The 19,627-nt window shown below is 38.0% G+C and carries 19 protein-coding genes and 1 other annotated feature; of the genes, 2 read left to right on the plus strand and 17 right to left on the minus strand.

Annotated features, from left to right (window positions below; all coding sequences use genetic code 11):
• Positions 1–115: 115 nt before the first annotated feature.
• Positions 116–1,447, minus strand: coding sequence for a hypothetical protein (locus E7K77_RS02815; RefSeq protein ID WP_325306041.1), 1,332 nt, complete (start codon positions 1,445–1,447; stop codon positions 116–118).
• Positions 1,448–1,563: 116 nt separating this feature from the next.
• On the opposite strand from E7K77_RS02815, the gene E7K77_RS02820 reads away from it, so the two are divergent.
• Positions 1,564–1,833, plus strand: a complete 270-nt coding sequence (locus tag E7K77_RS02820) for a hypothetical protein (protein ID WP_227037081.1) — start codon at positions 1,564–1,566, stop codon at positions 1,831–1,833.
• Between the two features lie 125 nt (positions 1,834–1,958).
• Here the strand turns inward: E7K77_RS02820 and E7K77_RS02825 are convergent, their stop codons facing one another.
• The 5 genes from E7K77_RS02825 to infC all read right to left on the minus strand — a co-directional run bounded on the left by E7K77_RS02825 (position 1,959) and on the right by infC (position 4,697).
• A complete protein-coding gene (locus E7K77_RS02825) occupies positions 1,959–2,600 on the minus strand; it encodes a PdaC/SigV domain-containing protein (RefSeq protein ID WP_227037082.1) in 642 nt (213 codons plus the stop codon).
• A 267-nt stretch (positions 2,601–2,867) separates the two neighbouring features.
• On the minus strand, positions 2,868–3,422 hold the full coding sequence (locus E7K77_RS02830; RefSeq protein WP_325306042.1) for a hypothetical protein: 555 nt from the start codon (positions 3,420–3,422) through the stop codon (positions 2,868–2,870).
• A gap of 141 nt (positions 3,423–3,563) precedes the next feature.
• Positions 3,564–3,914, minus strand: coding sequence for a 50S ribosomal protein L20 (rplT, locus tag E7K77_RS02835; RefSeq protein WP_227037084.1), 351 nt, complete (start codon positions 3,912–3,914; stop codon positions 3,564–3,566).
• Between the two features lie 46 nt (positions 3,915–3,960).
• Positions 3,961–4,158 carry a 50S ribosomal protein L35 gene (rpmI, locus tag E7K77_RS02840; RefSeq protein WP_004696338.1) on the minus strand — a complete coding sequence of 66 codons (198 nt, stop codon included), beginning with the start codon at positions 4,156–4,158 and terminating at the stop codon, positions 3,961–3,963.
• A gap of 20 nt (positions 4,159–4,178) precedes the next feature.
• Positions 4,179–4,697, minus strand: coding sequence for a translation initiation factor IF-3 (infC, locus tag E7K77_RS02845; RefSeq protein ID WP_008601314.1), 519 nt, complete (start codon positions 4,695–4,697; stop codon positions 4,179–4,181).
• A gap of 461 nt (positions 4,698–5,158) precedes the next feature.
• On the opposite strand from infC, the gene E7K77_RS02850 reads away from it, so the two are divergent.
• Positions 5,159–6,652 carry a DASS family sodium-coupled anion symporter gene (locus E7K77_RS02850; protein WP_325306043.1) on the plus strand — a complete coding sequence of 498 codons (1,494 nt, stop codon included), beginning with the start codon at positions 5,159–5,161 and terminating at the stop codon, positions 6,650–6,652.
• Between the two features lie 164 nt (positions 6,653–6,816).
• Here E7K77_RS02850 and E7K77_RS02855 read toward each other — a convergent pair whose 3' ends face one another.
• The 11 genes from E7K77_RS02855 to alaS all read right to left on the minus strand — a co-directional run bounded on the left by E7K77_RS02855 (position 6,817) and on the right by alaS (position 19,392).
• Positions 6,817–8,022, minus strand: coding sequence for an MFS transporter (locus tag E7K77_RS02855; RefSeq protein WP_123137842.1), 1,206 nt, complete (start codon positions 8,020–8,022; stop codon positions 6,817–6,819).
• 158 nt (positions 8,023–8,180) lie between these two features.
• Positions 8,181–10,091 carry a threonine--tRNA ligase gene (gene thrS, locus E7K77_RS02860; protein ID WP_325306044.1) on the minus strand — a complete coding sequence of 637 codons (1,911 nt, stop codon included), beginning with the start codon at positions 10,089–10,091 and terminating at the stop codon, positions 8,181–8,183.
• Positions 10,092–10,232: 141 nt separating this feature from the next.
• Positions 10,233–10,465: a binding site (T-box leader), on the minus strand.
• Positions 10,466–10,701: 236 nt separating this feature from the next.
• Entirely contained in the window at positions 10,702–11,691 is a 990-nt protein-coding gene (locus E7K77_RS02865) for a hypothetical protein (protein WP_012864555.1), read from the minus strand.
• A 95-nt stretch (positions 11,692–11,786) separates the two neighbouring features.
• On the minus strand, positions 11,787–12,068 hold the full coding sequence (locus E7K77_RS02870) for a DUF4911 domain-containing protein (protein ID WP_316073352.1): 282 nt from the start codon (positions 12,066–12,068) through the stop codon (positions 11,787–11,789).
• A 3-nt stretch (positions 12,069–12,071) separates the two neighbouring features.
• On the minus strand, positions 12,072–13,316 hold the full coding sequence (locus E7K77_RS02875; protein WP_077708551.1) for a peptidase U32 family protein: 1,245 nt from the start codon (positions 13,314–13,316) through the stop codon (positions 12,072–12,074).
• A complete protein-coding gene (locus tag E7K77_RS02880) occupies positions 13,316–13,924 on the minus strand; it encodes an O-methyltransferase (protein ID WP_077708552.1) in 609 nt (202 codons plus the stop codon). The genes E7K77_RS02875 and E7K77_RS02880 overlap by 1 nt, the downstream gene beginning before the upstream one ends.
• A gap of 23 nt (positions 13,925–13,947) precedes the next feature.
• Positions 13,948–15,381 (minus strand): endolytic transglycosylase MltG, encoded by a 1,434-nt coding sequence (mltG, locus tag E7K77_RS02885; protein WP_038125456.1) that lies wholly within the window; start codon positions 15,379–15,381, stop codon positions 13,948–13,950.
• 239 nt (positions 15,382–15,620) lie between these two features.
• Entirely contained in the window at positions 15,621–15,917 is a 297-nt protein-coding gene (locus E7K77_RS02890; protein WP_008601328.1) for a DUF1292 domain-containing protein, read from the minus strand.
• Between the two features lie 25 nt (positions 15,918–15,942).
• Entirely contained in the window at positions 15,943–16,362 is a 420-nt protein-coding gene (gene ruvX / locus E7K77_RS02895) for a Holliday junction resolvase RuvX (RefSeq protein ID WP_004696363.1), read from the minus strand.
• Positions 16,362–16,622, minus strand: coding sequence for an IreB family regulatory phosphoprotein (locus E7K77_RS02900; protein ID WP_004696366.1), 261 nt, complete (start codon positions 16,620–16,622; stop codon positions 16,362–16,364). The genes ruvX and E7K77_RS02900 overlap by 1 nt, the downstream gene beginning before the upstream one ends.
• Positions 16,623–16,776: 154 nt before the next feature.
• Complete coding sequence (gene alaS, locus E7K77_RS02905; protein ID WP_008714240.1) at positions 16,777–19,392, minus strand: alanine--tRNA ligase; 2,616 nt, start codon at positions 19,390–19,392, stop codon at positions 16,777–16,779.
• Positions 19,393–19,627 lie beyond the last annotated feature (235 nt).

Genomic DNA, 19,627 nt, shown 5'->3' on the forward strand with positions numbered 1-19,627 from the left:
TACACTGTATAACTTTTAACTTAAGTATACAGTGTAATTCATATAAAAGCAATGATAAATTTGTAATTTTTAAAAATGCAGGATAGTTTTTTTTAATTCTAAATAATTAACTAAACTATTTTATATTCTTAATATCATAAGTAACCATTTCTTTTGGCATCTTAGCCCCCAGTCCACTTTGGAATGTATGATAGTAGTCCTTATTGTTATTAGTATCCACATATTGCACAATATCACGATAGTCTTTTACCAATAGATTACTATTATTAGATATAATAAAGTGCGTATATACAAATTGTTTGTCATGAGATACTAACATATACAAAGTTGTTTTAGGGCGCTTAATTTGCAAGTATACAGATGGCATAGCATCATTCCATACGGTAGCAAATTGAATTGGTTGTCGCATTGAATATTTATCAGACATAATGATACTTCGTACAACTTTTGGGAATATATTCTCTAGATGCTGCATATCAGTATCTGCTATTGGCATCACCATAATCCCCTCTTTATAATGATCGCTATCATGTATGTACATATACGAATCGCTTTTATCTACCCGTACCATTTTACTTGTTTTTAGTGTTAAAAATGTAAAATCATTAATTTTTAATGTCTTACTTTTAGAAAGGATATCCTTAGCTGGCTCAATAGATGGTAGAACATAGTTTACCAAAGGTGACATTATAATCTCTTTAGTCTTATCTACACCTTGTTTCTCCAATGAATTGAACTGTTTTTTAGGTGTCAAATTGTAACCGATATGATAGGAAATTGTAGGTGTATCCTTCATTGTAAAATTGATACTCCCTACCATCGGCGTCCCCTTAGCATATGTTACATCCCATGTAGCTTTTTCTATAGTAGGATACATAAATTTATCAGCATATAATGAAGGATTAGGCGCTTTATACACTCCAGCTGTTTTCTCTGCAATAGCTTTCATATCATCAATAGTCAACTTGTTATATGGAATCTTACTATCTTCCCAATTATTTCCAGCTGGTTGATGTCGTAATTCATAGGCCATAATCCCATTAGGACTCATAATCATTGCCTGTTTGAAAGCAGAGGTGCCATCTGAAATTTTTTCAGTATTACCATACCTACTTGGATATGGCATAGTAAATTTTATATTTGCCCCATCCTCCTTTAAAATAAATACTGTTGAAGAAAAATTTAACGAATGGTTTAACTCACGATTTGAATAAATTACCTTATCTAAATCTATGTCACCATTACCTACCACAGCTTTGGGCATATAATCTTTTATCTCTGCTTCAACCTCACGTTCCATCTTGTGTACATCTAAATCAGTCTTGCGATAATTTTGATATGCATCCTTTGATATTGTAGGATCCGCACCTGGTATATTAATATCAATCGCATGACTTCCTAACGTAACACAGCTAAAACATAGTGTAGCCATCAATATACGTTTCATAATAGACTCTCATCCTTTCACATAATGCCTCTCAAATAGTATATATGTATAGAATATCATATTTTAGTTGACATTTAGTAGTACAATATAAGTATAGAAATGAGGAGGTGATACCTATGAAGTTTACAAAACGTATGATTGTCATGACTCTTTTAGCCGTGACAGCGGCTGTATCTACAGGATTTGCTTATGATTATGTATGCAATGGATCACAAGCAAATTGCAATACCAATGCTCAGTATAAATGTAATGCAGATACTCAATACAATTGTAATACAAACGCTCAATACAACTGTAATAATAACAATACAGTTTGTAACAATACTAGCCAAGGTTACTGTGGTCAAAACTCTAATACTAGAGGATGTGGCGGATATAGAAGATAATATGATAAGTACACTAAAAGCCTATAGTACTGTATATGTACTATAGGCTTTTATAGAGTTTATAACAAGAATACTATTTAATGCATCAATGTACTGATAAGACACAATTTAAAGCTACACTTGTATTAGGAGTTCATGCGGTTAAAGTATTCAATGGCTTTTGGTGTAAAACCAATATAAGTATTACCAGCTGCGTACGGTCCTAGTTCATATGGTTGGTAAACTAGATCAATGTTCCCCTTACCACGTAAGCAATAGTTATCGGTTACATATTTTACACTCCATCCACTTGGAATATAGCTCTTTGTATGATTACCTGTATAATAACTTAATACATGGGATCGTAAGCCGTTATCCAATTGTGCTGCATTCGCAATTTTTATATAGTTATATAATGGAATGCGTTGACCTGTTACTTTATTATATACAAGACCTCTTGTATTATACATACCATGAGCAGCTCCGGCGTAGTAATAATAGGTAGTTAGTAGGATTGAAACAACTTGACTATCCTCATAGGTAACCTTATAGTTTTGAGAAACTTGATAAATATGTTGGTTGTAATACATATCCTTTGCTTCGAGTACATAATTTGCAATATCTGTATTAATAACTCTTTGAGCATAAGCATGATCTGTATAAACTAAAGGATACTTTAAATCTAAATTTACATCTGATTGACTGCCTGTAACAACAGTTGCATACGTTGGTACAGTTAACATAACACCTAACATAGAGGTCATACATAGCTTTTTAAAGATTCCCATAATAATGTCTCCTTTTACAAGCACCTTAAATAGGTTTATTACTATGTTAGTTCTACAAGCTATAATAAAACTCCTCTTTTATATTTTACTTTTTTGATAGTTTATTTCACTTTATAAAACAGCTAAAATGATTTAGTATTTTACACTAAAATATAAATGTAGCTATATCATACTTTCACCATACAAAAAGGACCCTCCAAAGAGAGTCCTTAATCTGTATTATTATGCTATTAAGCGTTTTTAGCTACTTCCATAAACTCATTTATCTTATTTCTTATGAAGAGTCATATTTTCAAAAGCTGTACCATAAGCTTCTTTAAAGATATAGTTACCTACAACATATTTAGGATCACGCAAAGCTACATCAACGTATTGTTGTTGAATATTACCGAAATTCCCCAAAGCCACACCTTCATAATTAAAATCTTCCACACTATTTATCGTTAATTTCATACCAGAGCTAGCTTGTTTAGCATATATGAGGAGTGAATAGTCTTGTGCATACTGTGGAGTACGTAATACGCCGGCTACAGAATGGTTTATATCATAACGATAAGTAACTAAAACCTTGTGAATATATGAGTTATTTCTACTACTATTATTATTTTCAACCTCATATACAACTGCCTGTACTTTATAAATAAACTGGTTCTCTTCTATTCTTTTAATAGAACTCTTGTCTACAAAATACGTAATGGCATTTTTCCCTGTAAGAATAGGAATATTATTCTTATCATTTTTAATAGCTTCCATCGATATAGCTTGGATTTGTAATGGTATTACTATACATGCTAACAATAACATAGAAAATAACTTTTTCATTAATTTAAATCCTCTCTTTTAATATTATCACACACATTATATGTATAGGATATCATATTATAAAAGTATTGATAATCTATTACTTTCACCACATAAAAAAGGACCCTCCAAAGAGAGTCCTCAATGTATATTGTTATGTTATTAAGCGTTTTTAGCTACTTCAACAAGTTTAGCGAATGCTGCTGCATCGTTAACTGCCAACTCAGCCAACATTTTACGGTTAACTTCAACGCCTGCTTTAGCTAAACCAGCGATGAAACGGCTGTAAGTTGTACCGTTGATGCGAGCCGCTGCGTTGATACGAGCAATCCACAATTGACGGAATTCGCGTTTTTTCGCACGACGGTCACGACGAGCGTAGTATAACGCTTTCATTACTGTTTCGTTAGCTTTTTTGAACAAACGGGAACGTGTACCACGGTAACCTTTAGCTAATTTTAAAATCTTTTTATGACGTGCATGAGCTGTAACGCCCTTTTTCACTCTTGCCATTGTATATTCCTCCTAAATTACGATGTATCGATCTAATAGTTAACGATTAAGCGTATGGTAAGCATTTAGCTACGCGTTTATGGTCAGCTTTTGCAACCAATGTAGCTTTACGTAAATTACGTTTACGAGCTGGAGATTTTTTCTCAAGAATGTGGCTTTTGAAAGCTTTCGCACGCTTGAATTCACCAGTACCAGTTACTGCGAAACGTTTAGCCGCTGCGCGACGAGTTTTAATTTTTGGCATAATATAATCCTCCCAATACCTTATTTACTTACTAAAATCATGGTCATGTTACGACCTTCTAACTTAGCTGCTTTTTCAATAGACGCCGTTTCTTTGAGTTCATCAGCAAAACGTGTCAATACCGCCATGCCGAGTTCAGGGTGTGAAAGCTCACGACCGCGGAACATGATGGTTACTTTTACCTTATTGCCTTCCGCCAAGAATTTGGATGCGTTTTTCATTTTTACGTAAAAGTCATGGTCTTCAATATGTGGACGTAATTTGACTTCTTTCAAAGTTACGATTTTTTGTTTTTTCTTCGCTTCTTTCTCGCGTTTTTGTTGTTCATAACGATATTTACCGTAGTTCATAATGCGAGCTACTGGTGGTTTAGCGTTAGGTGCAATTTCCACAAGATCAAGATGCTGTTCTTCAGCCAATGCCAAAGCCTCACGGCCAGACATAATACCGATTTGTTCGTTTTCAGGACCTACGACACGAAGTTCACGAGCACGAATCTCTTCATTAATGCGTGGTGTATCCTTGCTAATAGCGTTCACCTCCAAGAGAATAAAAAAAACGGACGGCAAACACCATCCGAATAGAATTCTCTATATTAACCTCATACTTCTTGGTATTAGGTGAGTGGCGGATGGCCTCTGCTTCATAAATTACTTAATTATAATAACAAATTAGATAGTGAAAGTCAACAACAATCTTAGGTTGCTCTCAGCAATTTATTATTACAACTCTTACAGTATAACAGAGATTATAAGTTCTGTATATAGGTATACTTACTGACACCTATCCACCCTTTATGTATACAATATTGCTATAATATAATTTATAATATAGTTATTAATTCTATAGAAAAATACGATACAATAATATATATAACATATTCTATCTAACTGAGTATTATCTAACTGAGTATTATCTAACTGAGTATTATCTAACTAAACATTATCTAACTAAGTATTATACAGTAATAGGTATTACACAAACTGAAAGGGGTTTTATTATGAGTGTAACAACTAGTTCGCCTCCTCAAAAGGCGCGTACAACAGTTCAAAATATAGGTCTTATTCTTGCCTTTATTGTGTTAGTTGGCATTTTATTATTACCAACACCAGAAACATTATCTACTGGGGGCCATCGCATGATTGGGGTCCTCGCCTTTGCTATCATCTTGTGGATGACATCAGCTGTATCTTACCCTGTAAGTGCCACTATGATTACAGCCCTCACAGCTTTACTGTTAGGCTTCTCTCCAAATCCTGAGGCACCAGCAAAAGCTATGGGTACGGCTAACGCCTTAAAGCTTATCATTTCAGGTTATTCTTCCCCTGCGATGATTCTCGTAGGTGCCGCTATGTTTATTTCCGTAGCCATGCGTAAAACAGGTCTCGATCGTCGCATAGCCATGCTCGTATTGTCTAGTGTAGGTACAAAGGTAAGCCGCATCTATTTAGGTGTTATTATTACAGGCCTTATTCTCGCCTTCTTTGTACCGAGTGCAACGGCTCGTATCGCTTGTTTGGCTCCAATTATTATCGGTATCGTCGAAAACTTAGGTATTGAACGTAAAAGCCGTGTAGCCGCTCTACTCATGGTAGGTGCCGTACAAGCAGATACATTTTGGAATATTATGATTCAAACAGCTGCCGCTCAAAACCTCGTAGCTGTTGGGTTTATACAAACACAGATGAACACATCTGTAAGTTGGATTGATTGGCTCACAGCAGCTGCACCGTTCTCCATAATTATGGCTATTATTACTTACTTTGTAACGCAAGCTTTTATTAAACCTGAGTTTAAAGAACTCGTTGGCGGTGATGTACAACTCGCTAAAATGCGTAAAGAAATTGGTCCAATGACATTTGATGAAAAGAAACTATTATGCATCTCTATTGGTTTATTAGCATTGTGGGCAACGGGAGGTAAATTACATACCATCGATACTACAACAACTACAATTATAGCAATTGCCTTATTCTTCTTCCCTAAAATTGGCATTATGGACTGGAAATTTGCACAGCCAAACATCGACTGGGGATCGATTGTTATGTTTGGGGCTGGTATCGGTCTTGGTTCCGTATTACTTAAAACGAAAGCGGCCACCTGGCTCGCTCAAGTATTCGTAAATGCCTTTTCTCTTGAAACGGCAAGCGTATTCCTTTTGATTGCTATTATGGCTGCCTTTCTGATTTTAATCCACCTTGGATTTGCATCAGCTACAGCCCTCTCTTCTGCCATGATTCCTATCGTAATCTCTATCGTTATGGGACATTCCGCAGAAGGACTTAATCCACTTGGCGTAACAATGCTCATGCAATATTCAATCTGCTTCGGTTTAGTATTACCAGTAAACTCACCACAAGGCATGGTAGCTTACGGTACAGATACATTCGACGTAAAAACATTTATGACTACAGGTATTCCATTAACAATTATTGGATATGTAATGATGCTCGTATTTGCACTTACATACTGGCGCTGGATCGGAATTGCTTAAGTCTAAATATTCTAAATAGACCAAATATTCTAGATAATTCTAATATTTTAAATTAAACATACTATAAAAGGCTCTGTCTTATGACAGAGCCTCTTGATTTTTATATGCGTTTCAATATAAAACGTCTATATTCTTTTCAATGTAAAGCTTTCACAGATATTTATTTATTCTAATTCCTTACCTTTTAGTTCAGGAATTAAGAATACGGTTGCTAAAATATCGATTACATAGATAATCGCGAGGAAAGCGATTGCCACTTGATAAGAGTACAATGAGATAATCATACCTACTACCATTGGGCTAAAGCCACCTACGGCACGACCGATGTTAAATAATACGTTTTGAGCCGTTGCGCGAGCACTTGTTGGGTATGCTTCCGCCATCAAGGCACCGTAGCCACCCATCATACCATTTACGGAGGCCCCTAATATAGCACCGGCAAATAGCATAGCTGTTGGATCAGATAGTTGAGAGTAAATCAAGATAGATGCCACAGCACATACTTGGAACAAAATAAATGTCGGTTTACGACCAATTTTATCAGCCAATCGTCCGAATAACCAAATGCCGACCATCATACCACATACAGTTACGGCAGTCCACAAACCCGATTTTGTAAGAGAAAACCCTAATTGCTTACTCAAGAAGTTAGGCAACCAAATCATAATACCGTAGTAACCAAAGTTTTGAACAGATGTTAAAATAGCAACACCTATAGATGTCTTTGTAGTTCTTACATCTTTTACTAATAACTTGAATGAGTTCGTATGGGAATGTTCCTTAATTTCTTTACTTTGAACAAAGATTTCTGGTTCATGTAATTTCGCACGAAAGAACCAGGCTACAAAGGCAGGAATAATGCCAACCATGAACATACCACGCCAGCCAATATAAGGGAGTAATACGGGCGTTAACAGTGCTGCGGCCAATACGCCTAACTGCCAACCAATGGCAACATAGCTCGTCGCTTTTGCACGGTGTTGTGCAGGCCATGCTTCAGCTGCTAAGGCCATACCAATACCGAATTCACCGCCTAAGCCGATACCGGCAATTGTACGATATATGAGAAGATCCCAATACCCTTGTGCAAAAGCACATAGGCCAGTGAATACAGCAAATAATACAATAGTCCATGTCAACACACGAACACGACCAAACTTATCTGACAAGGTACCAAAGATAAAACCACCAATTACAGCACCTACCAAGGTCCACGTCACAAGGGAACCTGCTTGACCTGTGGTCAAACCTAAGTCCCCTGAAATTAAGGTCAGCATAAAGCCGAGAATCAAGAGATCAAAACCATCCATGGCATAGCCAATAGAGGAACCAATAACAGCTTTCCAGCCGTATGAATTTACTTCTTTCATAGTCATTTCCTTTCGCTACTCACAGGTAACAATTAAAGCGAATATAATACAAAATCCCCCTCTTATAATCTCATCACTATTAAATTATACAGACTAATTTAAATTGTGCAAGATGTGAGGGGGATTTATAACATTATAATTACTAGGAGAGTAAATAATTAGTTGCGTTCTTTAATTTCAGTTTTAATAGAATTGAAGAATTCTTCGAATGGTACGGAGCCCAATTCGTCACCACCGTGTTTACGAACGTTAACTGTGCCTTCTTCGACCTCTTTATCACCCACAACAAGCATGTATGGAACCTTTGCCATTTGTGCTTGGCGGATTTTATAACCGATTTTTTCGCTGCGATCGTCTACTTCCACACGTACATAGTCACGGTGCATTTGTTTTGCCAAGTCCTTAGCATATTCAACGTGTTTTTCAGAGATAGGCAAGATTTTAACTTGTACAGGAGCCATCCATGTTGGGAATGCACCTGCATAGTGTTCAGTTAAGATACCGATAAAACGTTCCATGGATCCGAAGCATGCACGGTGAATCATAATAGGGCGATGTTTTTGACCATCTTCGCCAACATATTCAATTTGGAAACGTTCTGGCAAGTTCATATCCAATTGGATAGTACCACATTGCCATGTACGTCCCAAGGAGTCTTCAATATGGTAGTCAAGTTTAGGACCGTAGAATGCACCATCACCAGGGTTAATTACGTATGGAATGCCTTTTGCTTCGATAGCATTACGCAATGCTTCTGTAGCGGCTTCCCAAATCGCATCATCACCCATTGCATTGTCAGGTTTAGTGGATAATTCCACATGGTATTTCAAGCCAAATTGACTATAAATGCGGTCGAATAATTCGATAACTTTCATCAACTCAGATTGCATTTGAGATGGCAACATAAATACGTGAGCATCGTCTTGTGTGAAAGCACGTACCCGGAACAAGCCGTGTAATGCACCAGATAATTCATGACGGTGAACTAGACCAAGTTCAGCATAACGCAATGGGAAGTCACGGTAGGAATGCATTTCGTTTTGGTAAACCAAGATACCGCCTGGGCAGTTCATTGGTTTAATTGCATATTCTTCATCATCAATGATTGTAGTGTACATATTTTCACGGTAATGGAACCAGTGACCAGATGTTTCCCACAATTGTTTATTTAAGATGATTGGTGTGCGAATTTCTTCGTAATCGAATTCATGGTGAACTTCACGCCAGAAGTTTTCTAATTCGTTGCGAAGTGCCATACCTTTTGGTAAGAAGAATGGGAATCCAGGACCTTCTTCTTTGATAACGAACAAGCCTAGTTCTTTACCAAGTTTACGATGGTCACGTTTAGCTGCTTCTTCAAGCAAGTGAAGGTATGCATCCAGTTCTTCTTTCTTTTCAAATGCTGTACCGTAAATACGTTGCAACATTTTATTCTTTTCATCGCCGCGCCAGTATGCACCTGCAATGCTTTGTAATTTGAAAGCTTTCACCTTACCAGTGGATGCCACGTGAGGCCCTGCACAAAGATCGATGAAATCGCCTTGCGCATAGCAAGAGATTACAGCATCTTCAGGAAGATCTTGAATCAATTCTACCTTGTAATCTTCATTTTTAGCTTTAAAGAATTCGATAGCTTCTTGACGAGGCATAACGGATTTAGTAATCGATAAATTTTCTTTTACAATACGGCTCATTTCCTTTTCGATTTTACCCAAATCTTCAGGAGTCAAAGTATGTTCCATATCGATATCATAGTAGAAACCCTTATCGATAGCAGGTCCGATAGCCAATTTAGCTTCAGGCCATAAACGTTTAACAGCTTGTGCCAAGATATGAGAAGCTGTATGGCGCAAAGTATGTTTGCCCCCTTCATCTTCAAATGTTAAGAACGCAACTTCAGAGCCATCTACAAGTTCTTCGCGAAGGTCTGTTAATTCGCCATTTACGTTTGCAGCTAGTACTTTTTTAGCCAAGCTATTAGATAGTTGTTTTACTGCTTCCCCAAGAGTAGTGCCAGCAGCGTATTCCTTTGCACTACCATCAGGTAAAATGATTTTTACATCTGCCATTTTTCTTTCCTCCAATTTATAAACTAGGATAGCTTTGATTTTCTACTTTCACCAATATACCTACTTACCACACAATACATAAACATTGAGTAATTAGCTTGTAGAAATTGGGTAATAAAAAAAGACCTTCTATCCCTACAAACAAGGGACGAAGATCATTCGCGGTTCCACCCTAGTTAACTACCTATACCAATATATGTGTATAGTTAATTCACTTCATTAAGCCCGATAACGGTGGCGGCCGTATTTGCCTACTTAGGTTCGACAAATCAGTTTAAAGGGGGTAACTCTAATATATGTGTAAGGCATTTCCAGCATCTGCCTCTCTCTGGTACACAGGGATAAAAGAATCATGTCCTTTGCATCACTTTTACTAGATTATAGTATCATAGAGGACTAAAAAATTCAATACAGTTTAACTGTAAATTTCTTGAAAACTATAAATTGTAATTTTTTAAATCCATAAATTGTAAATCTTCTCTTCATTTATATTGATACATTTATATTTTAAAGAAAACGGCCCGAGAATGATATGGCCCCCTTTACTAGACAACCAGTAAAGGCGGAACATATCAGAATCTCGAGCCATTTTATATACTTTATTTGTATATTAACGTTTGAAGTTTGTAGACAACATAGCACCAATTACTTTTTCCAATTTGCTAGTAGAAAGGTCTGGACCTTTGTAGAGTGTTAAGAGCACGTCATTAGAGTTATCTTGTTTAGATACCATCATAACACCGCTACCACGAGCACCGTTATCATCGTAATCTTTCGCTACAATAACAAGGTTCAAATAATGGTCCTTCATGTATGTGTACACCTTGCTTGTACGTGCAGAGGATCCAATCATTTTTGCCATGTTCATACCACGGTTGAATACGATAGTATTTGCATTATGTGGATTTGCCGCTAATTGTTGCTTCTCTTCCTCATTTAGAGGCATGAGGTTTACCATGAGGGAGTCCCCCATTTTGCCCCGGAACATGGCTGGCATCGTTTCACGTACATCATCAGGAATACCTGTGTCAGCAGTCAATTTCAATTCCTTAGGCACAGTCATATATAAAACGCCCTTGCTATTGCGGCCTACCTCTGTAGTACTGAGGTCTACAGCGCTAAGCATAATGGAATCTTTAATGGTCGCCACTTGATTAGCCAATGGTTTTTCAGGAACACCACGGCTCGCCAATTGTACATCGCCAGATTTAGTTTTCTTCAATGTTTCCACGTTCCAACTTGCACCTTTTTTGTCTGCATCGCTAGCTTCTGTGAAAGCATTCGCCCCGTCTTTTGTGCCTACATATACATACGTTTGAGCTGGGATGATAGTATCTGGTGCGCCAGACTTATTGAAAGCCGCACCGTATACCACATTAGGAATCACAGTAGAACCAATTTGTAAATTGTTGTTAGTTTGGCTTTCAACATCAAAATTGATATTCCCTGTGAAAGTCATATCAGGACCATGGTTGATAACAACCACATCCCCGGCTTGAGGAATGATTACAGGGCCTACAGGACCCGCCATAGCTACACCTGCCATAGATGCTCCAAGGCAAGCTGTTAATAATGTGCGTTTCAAAATAGATTGTTTCATAGATATACTCTCATTTCTCTACAATTCGTATACATTTAATATAATTGTAAATCTAGTATAGTCACAAAATTCCCTCATACAATTTACAATCATGATTATACTTTATCTTCTATAGTGACATAGTCGGATAAACTACTTAATACTTCAAGCGCCAAAGGCCTTGTAGATGGTGTGCAGCGCAACATGCACCGCCCACTCACATCTACCGAGGTCATGACACCTAAATATTCATAGCCTTCAATGATGCGATTTATGAAATTCGTATGTTTAGGATTAATGTGAAAGTACACATACGCTTCTTCTCCAGAGGTGGTTAAGTCTGGTACCTCTGGAAATGCGCCGATAGATTTACTCGGCTCTAAGGCTGTACCACTCATAAACTATTCATCCTCTTTAGGTTTGCACTCACGGCGCATCATGGAGTACGGTTCAAGTGGTGTATCCATATAGATGCGTACTTTCATTTGTGCGTGAGGTGCTACATCGATAGGATTGCCATCTTCATCTGTCATTTTTTCGATTACTGTTTCAACAAGTTCACCTTTTGGTTGGCAGAATTCTACCTTATCGCCCACCTTGAAGTTATTACGTTGTTCAAGATCAACGTATTTTTCTTCTTCGTTGTAGCCTATAACTAAACCGATGAAGTCATGGCTCTGCGTATTCGTAGATTTACCATAGTTTTGAGCCGTTTCATCAGGACGACCTTCTGCAAAGCCATCTGTATAAGGACGATGGGAAATCTTCTCTAATTCTGCAATCCATTCTGGACGAACATACCAATCTTTACCTTCTTTAAGATATGTATCAATCGCTGTACGATATACTTTTGCCACTGTGGCACAATAGTGAACTGATTTCATACGCCCTTCGATTTTAAGGCTATCAATACCAGCTTCATAAAGATCTGGAATGCGGTGAATCAAGCACAAGTCTTTAGAGTTAAAGATATACGTGCCATGTTCATCTTCTTCGATTGGGTAATATTCACCAGGTCGATTAGATTCCACAAGAGAATATTTCCATCGACAAGATTGAGAACATTGACCACGGTTAGCATCGCGATTACCTGTCATATAGTTAGACAATAAGCAGCGACCAGAGTAAGAAATACACATAGAACCATGTACGAAGGACTCAATTTCAATATCTACATGATCCTTCATTTCTTTAAGGTCTGCTAAGGACACTTCGCGAGCCGCTACAACACGTGTAGCACCAAGTTCTTTCCACATTTGAACTGTATGCCAGTTTGTAGTAGAAGCTTGTGTACTTACGTGAAGCTCTAAACCTGGAGCTACGCGCTTAGCAAGGCTAAAAATCCCCATGTCTGCAACGATGATTGCATCAACACCGATGCTTTCAAGGAATTTCAAATAATCCTCTAAACCTTCGAAGTCCTCGTTGTGAGGAATGATATTACATGTAACATGAATCTTTTTGCCATGCGCATGTACAAATTCTACAGCTTCCTTTAATTCCTCATCGGAGAAATTAGAGTTACCTGCGCGCAAGCCAAAGCGTTTACCTGCGCAATATACAGCATCCGCACCATAGCGGATAGCCATTTTAAGCTTGTCCATATTACCTGCAGGACAAAGCAATTCCATAAAATGTTCTGCCATTATTTGTTGTGCCCTTTCCACACACTCACACTCATACCATCACCCATGGGATAAATGGTGGTGTTAAACAATTCTTTATTTTCAACATATGTTAAGTATTCTTGTAACCGTTTTACGATAGTTTTGAACCGTTTTGGCGGTTCCTTATCGCCCCTTACATAGCCTCTAAAGAGTACATTATCTGCAAGAATGACGCCCCCTTCTTTCACATGTGGCAGAATAAGTTCAAGTTGTTTTAAATATTGCCCCTTTGGTCCATCTAAAAACACTAGATCGTATTCGCCTGTGAGTTCCGTTAAGACTTGAGACGCATCGCCTTTTAGCAATGTAATATTATCGGCATAATCGGATTGGTTAATATAGTATTTCGCCATTTCATAGCGCACATCATCCAATTCAATGGAGGTAATATGCCCTTCCTCTTCGTCGAGTAATGGTGCCATCAACAAAGCGGAGTAACCAATGGCTGTGCCCACCTCTAACACAGAGGTGGGCCGGTATAAACCTATTAATTCTTCAAATAGATGAACCTCAGATTCTCGTAAAATCGGCACATCATTAATCATCGCGTAAATACGCTGTTCATTTAAAATATCATTTAATATCATGAAAGTAGATTAAATCTCCTACATTATCTATTGTTAGTACCACTAGGAACTACCAACGTAGAGCGTTCAGCAGGATTTGCAGGTTCTACCTGAATTTGTGGTACTTGTTGTGCATTAGGAATAACATTCTGCATCGATTCAGGTACAGGTGTCGTCGTTGGTACATACGTATTGTTATTTGCATTATTTCCATAGGATGGAGCAGACGGCGTGACTTGCGTCGATGATTGATTTTGTGTTGAACCTGGTACAGGATCTGGAATCTCAGCTGCTGGAACTGTAGTTGGTGTGTATTTATAACTAGGTTCTACGTCAACATATTGAGAATCTGCTTCCACCGCTTCTGCAGAACTATAATTATAATTAGGCTCTGTAGTCGCTACTGCTACGTCATAGTTAGGACCAGCTTGTGCAGCTACTTCAGTATTAGCAGAAGAATTTTTTACTGTGTCAGCACCATAAATTTTATTAACCGCTGCTAAATGTTCTTCGTATGATTTAGAGAAGTGATTATGCCCCTCTTTATCTGCTACGAAGTATAAATAATCTGTATTTTCAGAATGTAAAACTGCATCTAGAGCTTTTTTACCAGGATTTGAAATTGGACCTGGTGGTAAACCTTTAGATACATATGTATTATATGGGCTTTGCAATTGTGTATCCCCAATCGTTACATTTTCCTTTGCATAACCAAGTACATAGGAAATAGTCGCATCAGATTGCAATGGAATACCATGAGCTAGACGCTTTTTGAATACCCCTGCAATAGTTGGGCGGTCTGCATCAAATAAAGACTCTCGTTCAACGATAGACGCCAAGGTTACAAAATCATGGATACTCATATGTTGAGCTTGAATTTGTTTCTTCACAGCTGGGGTAAGGTAACGATTCATTTCGTCAGCCATCATTTGAATAACATCACGAGGCGTAGCACCTACGGGGATTTCATACGTACTTGGGAACAAGAAGCCTTCTACAGGATATGTAGCAGGTTTTGTGCCTTTCATGTATGGGTATGGTACATAGGTCTTAGCTTCAGCTAAGAAGTCCTTCGCCTTCATAATTTGATTCTTTTCAAGAACGATAGCAATATCACCAACTGTATATCCTTCTGGAATTGTAACACGAATAGATTCTACATGACCTTCTTGTAACAAAGAAATGAGTTCGCGCACAGTTACTTTATTAGGTATTTGATAATGTCCAGTTTGAAGCTTATCATTGGTACCGCTCAAGTATAACCAGAGCTTAAAGCCTTGAGTTGAGCGAATAAGTCCTCTTTCAAAAAGCATATCTGCAATTTCAGTACCCGTTTGACCTTTTTCAATAACGACTACTTGTGTTCCATCATCTTGAGCAAAGGTATTCGGTACAAAGTACAATGCACCAAGGCCTCCACCAATAATTAATATACCTACAATAACTAGGATCAAAATATATCTTAAGGCTTTTCTCACGTTGTTGAGTTCCTTTCTGTAACATAACAGTATATCAATTCATTATACCATAAACTCTATATTTCCCCTATATAAAAGGGCAATGATTCCGCTTATTCCATTTTATGCAATATATTAATTTTATTTATTATGCTCTTAGCATGAATGAAGTCTCTGCTTTTTACAATAATGATAATATATAACAAAATAAAAATAGCGCATTGTCCACTGACAACACGCTAAATTTATGCTAAAGACGATTATTCGTCTTCATCCATGTCTTCATACAGTTTTACTAGAGTTTCAAAGTTTTCATCTTCTTCATCCAAAGGTACGTATTCTTCTACGCCTTCTTCGTTTGTTTCGATGCGAGCCAAGATCATGTATGTGTCATCTTGACCTTCATGATCAGCATCTTCATCTTGTACATGCACAAGAACGGCATACTCTTGACCTTCATGACTCAAGATAACATCTTCTGTGAAGTATTGTTTATTACCATGTTCGTCTTCGAATTCCAAATAATACACTTCACCTTCAAAATTTTGGTCAACCATTGGAAACCCTCCTTAAAGAAAATACTTATTTATTAAACTGCAAGCGATCTAAATATCCTTGCAAAATTACAACCGCTGCCATTTTATCGATAACGGATTTACGCTTTTTACGGCTCACGTCAGCCGCAATGAGTTGACGTTCAGCCATAACAGTAGATAACCGCTCATCCCAATATGTAACAGGTAAATCGATGACTTCCTTCATCTTTGCAACGAATTCTTCAGTCTTTTCAGCCCGTTCACCTTTTGTACCATTCATATTTTTCGGCATACCTACCACAAGTTCATGTACTTCATATTCAGAAATGAGTTCTTGTAAGCGATTAAAGTCTTTTTCTAGAGATGTTCTACGAATGGTTTCAATACCTTGTGCTGTCATGAGCAGTGCATCGCTACAGGCAATACCAATAGTACGGCTGCCTACATCTAATGACATAATTCTCATTATAGTTGTTTAGCCTTTGCGTATTCTTTCAACAATTCTTCAATCAAGTCATCACGCTCTAAACGACGGATATCGGAACGCGCATTATTATAACTTGTTATGTACGCAGGGTCTCCAGAGATTAGATACCCTAAGATTTGATTAATTGGATTGTAACCTTTTTCTTGAATAGATTGATAAACACGCGTAAGCACCTCTTCAGCAGTCATCGGTTCATCGTCTACTTTACGGAATAACATGGTTTCATCTGAAACGTTCATCGTATCCCTCCTTTTTATTACATCGGCAGATTTCACCATAAAAGTGGAATCTCACCTACTATTATACTTGAATTAAAGCTACAAAGTCAGTAACTTTTTATGCATTATGAAAAATTTCTATAACAGATACAAGTATAATTATAAAATTATATGCCTATTGTAACATAGATTTTAAGGCTTCACCACCAGCTTTTAATGCTTCCATTAATTTAGCTGGCTCTTTACCACCTGCTTGTGCCATATCTGGACGGCCACCGCCATTACCTCCAGCTACTTGAGCTGCTGCTTTAACAATATTACCTGCTTTTGCACCTTTAGCAACGACATCTTTAGATACTTTACATACAAAGTTTACCTTATCATCGCCCATAGCAGCGCCTACAAGAACCACACCAGAGCCATTTAATTTATCAAGGCCCATATCAGCTAAGTCGCGTAATTCATCAATAGAGGATGCTTTTACAGCTGCGCCAACAAACTCTACATCACCTACCATGACTTTACCAGCAATGATATCAGCTGCACCAGCAGCAGAAACTTCTTTACGAATTTGTTCTAATTCTTTCACTGTTTCTTTAGCTTCCGTCAATACTTGGTGTAAGCGTTCTTCTATTTGAGGGGATTTAGTTTTAAGCTCGCTTGCCATGCGTTCAATAGTCAAACGATCTTGTTTTGCTGCCTCAAGAGCTGCACGACCAGTAATCGCTTCGATACGACGTACACCAGAACCGATACCAGCTTCTGAAGTTAAGCGGAAAGAGCCAATGAATGCGGTATTTCCTACGTGGGACCCACCACACAATTCAACGGAGAATCCTGGGACCTCAACAACGCGAACCACATCGCCATATTTATCTCCAAAGAGTGCCATAGCACCTTTTGCTTTTGCTTCATCCATGGACATTTCAGCAATAGCTAGGTCCGTAGCTTTTAAAATTTCTTCGTTTACAAGAGCTTCGATTTGATCAAGTTCCTCTTGCGTTACAGGAGAGAAATGGGTGAAGTCGAAACGCAAGTAATCAGGAGTTACTAGAGAACCAGCTTGATTAACATGCTCGCCAAGAACCTTTTTCAATGCTGCATGTAACAAGTGGGTTGCTGTATGGTTGCGGGCCATTGCTGCGCGACGATTTGTATCCACTTCAAGAGTGACATCATCACCTTCAGAGATAGAACCTTCTATAACAGTACCGATATGATATACAGTGCCTTCAGGTAAACGTTTTGTATTATGAACCTCTACCTTACCCATTGGGCCCACGATAAAACCTGTATCACCTAATTGACCGCCCCCTTCAGCATGGAATGGAGTAGTGCGTACGATAACAGTAATTTCATCGCCATCAGCTGCTGTTTGCAAGCGTTCAGAACCTTTACCAAGCATTAATACGGAGGATGCAGTTTCTGCTTCATCTTCAACAAGTTCTTCATCTTTCAAGAATGTAATGTCTGGTGTTGCTACCTTTGCATCTTCTTTTACACGAGCTTCACGAGCGCGTTCGCGTTGTTCTTTCATAGCAGCTTCAAAGCCTTCATGGTCGATTGTAAAACCACGTTCAGAAGCGATTTCCTCTGTTAATTCCCAAGGGAATCCATAGGTATCATATAGTTTGAATACTTCAGAACCAGGAACTACAGTTGCCTTTTCAGCGGCTAATGTATCGATTAAGGAGTTTAATAACTCAAGACCTTGTTCCAAGGTTTGGTTAAAGCGTTCTTCTTCGTTTTGAACCACGCGTTTAACGAAGTCTTGTTTCTCAGCAATAGATGTAATACCAGGGCCAAGAATGTCTACGACTACATCAATAAGTGGTGTTAAGAAGATACCTTCAATACCAAGTAAACGGCCATGACGTACAGCACGGCGTAAAATACGACGCAATACGTAGCCGCGACCTTCGTTGGATGGCAATACGCCATCGGAGATCAATGCAGTGACAGCACGAGCGTGGTCAGCGATAACTTTTAAAGAAACATCTGTATTTGGATCTTCGTTATATGTAACACCAGCGCGTTTTGCAGTGGCTTCGATGATTGGGAAAATCAAATCGGTTTCAAAGTTTGTTTTACAGCCTTGTAATACGGAAGCCAATCGTTCAAGACCGGCGCCTGTATCGATGTTTTTATGTTGTAATGGTTCATAAGATCCATCTGGCATTTTATTGAATTGAGTAAACACTAAGTTCCAAATTTCAAGATAGCGATCGCAATCACAGCCTGGCGCACAATTAGGGTCATCACAACCATGTTCAGGACCTTGATCAAAAAAGATTTCGCTATCTGGACCACATGGGCCTTCGCCAATTTCCCAGAAGTTATCTTCGAGACGCGTGATATGGCTCTCTTCTACACCACAATCATTATGCCATGTATCATATGCCTCTTGGTCATCTGGATATACAGTAACATATAATCTATTTTTATCGAGTTTAATAACCTCAGTTAAAAACTCCCACGCCCAATGAATAGCTTCTTTTTTAAAGTAGTCCCCGAAAGAGAAATTCCCCAACATTTCAAAGAATGTATGATGCCGTGCTGTGCGCCCTACGTTTTCAAGGTCACCGGTACGCATACTTTTTTGGCATGTTGTAATACGACGACAAGGAGGTACCAATTTACCTGTAAAGAAAGGCTTCAATGGCGCCATACCTGCCCCGATCAATAACAAAGACGGATCATTTTCTGGTATAAGAGAAAAACTATCTAATTTTAAATGTCCTTTACTTTCAAAAAACTGCAAGTATGCTTGACGCAGTTCATTACCCTTCATGTGTATATTCCTCCTAAAATTATTTACTCTTCATTATAACTCAAAAACGATATAAAATCTATCAAAAACATTGAGATTATGCGGAATTCACGCACTTTCACACCAATCCAATCAGACCGTGAAAGATATAAATTTTAATCCATATTTTTTACAATAAAAGTAAAGGTCAAATTTAGTCAATGCTAGTTAAATCGTAAATAATAAACATAAAAAGAGGTTATACAAATCAACAAAA

The sequence above is a fragment of the Veillonella parvula genome (assembly GCF_032577575.1).
Taxonomy (GTDB): domain Bacteria; phylum Bacillota; class Negativicutes; order Veillonellales; family Veillonellaceae; genus Veillonella.

Bases quoted from the DNA above. Each gene is read 5' to 3' on its own strand.
- ruvX (WP_004696363.1), bottom strand. From the start codon at position 16,362: ATGAGAATTATGTCATTAGATGTAGGCAGCCGTACTATTGGTATTGCC.
- E7K77_RS02815 (WP_325306041.1), bottom strand. From the start codon at position 1,447: ATGAAACGTATATTGATGGCTACACTATGTTTTAGCTGTGTTACGTTA.
- E7K77_RS02825 (WP_227037082.1), bottom strand. From the start codon at position 2,600: ATGGGAATCTTTAAAAAGCTATGTATGACCTCTATGTTAGGTGTTATG.
- E7K77_RS02865 (WP_012864555.1), bottom strand. From the start codon at position 11,691: ATGAAACAATCTATTTTGAAACGCACATTATTAACAGCTTGCCTTGGA.
- rpmI (WP_004696338.1), bottom strand. From the start codon at position 4,158: ATGCCAAAAATTAAAACTCGTCGCGCAGCGGCTAAACGTTTCGCAGTA.
- rplT (WP_227037084.1), bottom strand. From the start codon at position 3,914: ATGGCAAGAGTGAAAAAGGGCGTTACAGCTCATGCACGTCATAAAAAG.
- thrS (WP_325306044.1), bottom strand. From the start codon at position 10,091: ATGGCAGATGTAAAAATCATTTTACCTGATGGTAGTGCAAAGGAATAC.
- E7K77_RS02830 (WP_325306042.1), bottom strand. From the start codon at position 3,422: ATGAAAAAGTTATTTTCTATGTTATTGTTAGCATGTATAGTAATACCA.
- E7K77_RS02880 (WP_077708552.1), bottom strand. From the start codon at position 13,924: ATGATATTAAATGATATTTTAAATGAACAGCGTATTTACGCGATGATT.
- E7K77_RS02900 (WP_004696366.1), bottom strand. From the start codon at position 16,622: ATGAACGTTTCAGATGAAACCATGTTATTCCGTAAAGTAGACGATGAA.
- alaS (WP_008714240.1), bottom strand. From the start codon at position 19,392: ATGAAGGGTAATGAACTGCGTCAAGCATACTTGCAGTTTTTTGAAAGT.
- E7K77_RS02855 (WP_123137842.1), bottom strand. From the start codon at position 8,022: ATGAAAGAAGTAAATTCATACGGCTGGAAAGCTGTTATTGGTTCCTCT.
- E7K77_RS02820 (WP_227037081.1), top strand. From the start codon at position 1,564: ATGAAGTTTACAAAACGTATGATTGTCATGACTCTTTTAGCCGTGACA.
- E7K77_RS02890 (WP_008601328.1), bottom strand. From the start codon at position 15,917: ATGGTTGACCAAAATTTTGAAGGTGAAGTGTATTATTTGGAATTCGAA.
- E7K77_RS02850 (WP_325306043.1), top strand. From the start codon at position 5,159: ATGAGTGTAACAACTAGTTCGCCTCCTCAAAAGGCGCGTACAACAGTT.
- E7K77_RS02875 (WP_077708551.1), bottom strand. From the start codon at position 13,316: ATGGCAGAACATTTTATGGAATTGCTTTGTCCTGCAGGTAATATGGAC.
- E7K77_RS02870 (WP_316073352.1), bottom strand. From the start codon at position 12,068: ATGAGTGGTACAGCCTTAGAGCCGAGTAAATCTATCGGCGCATTTCCA.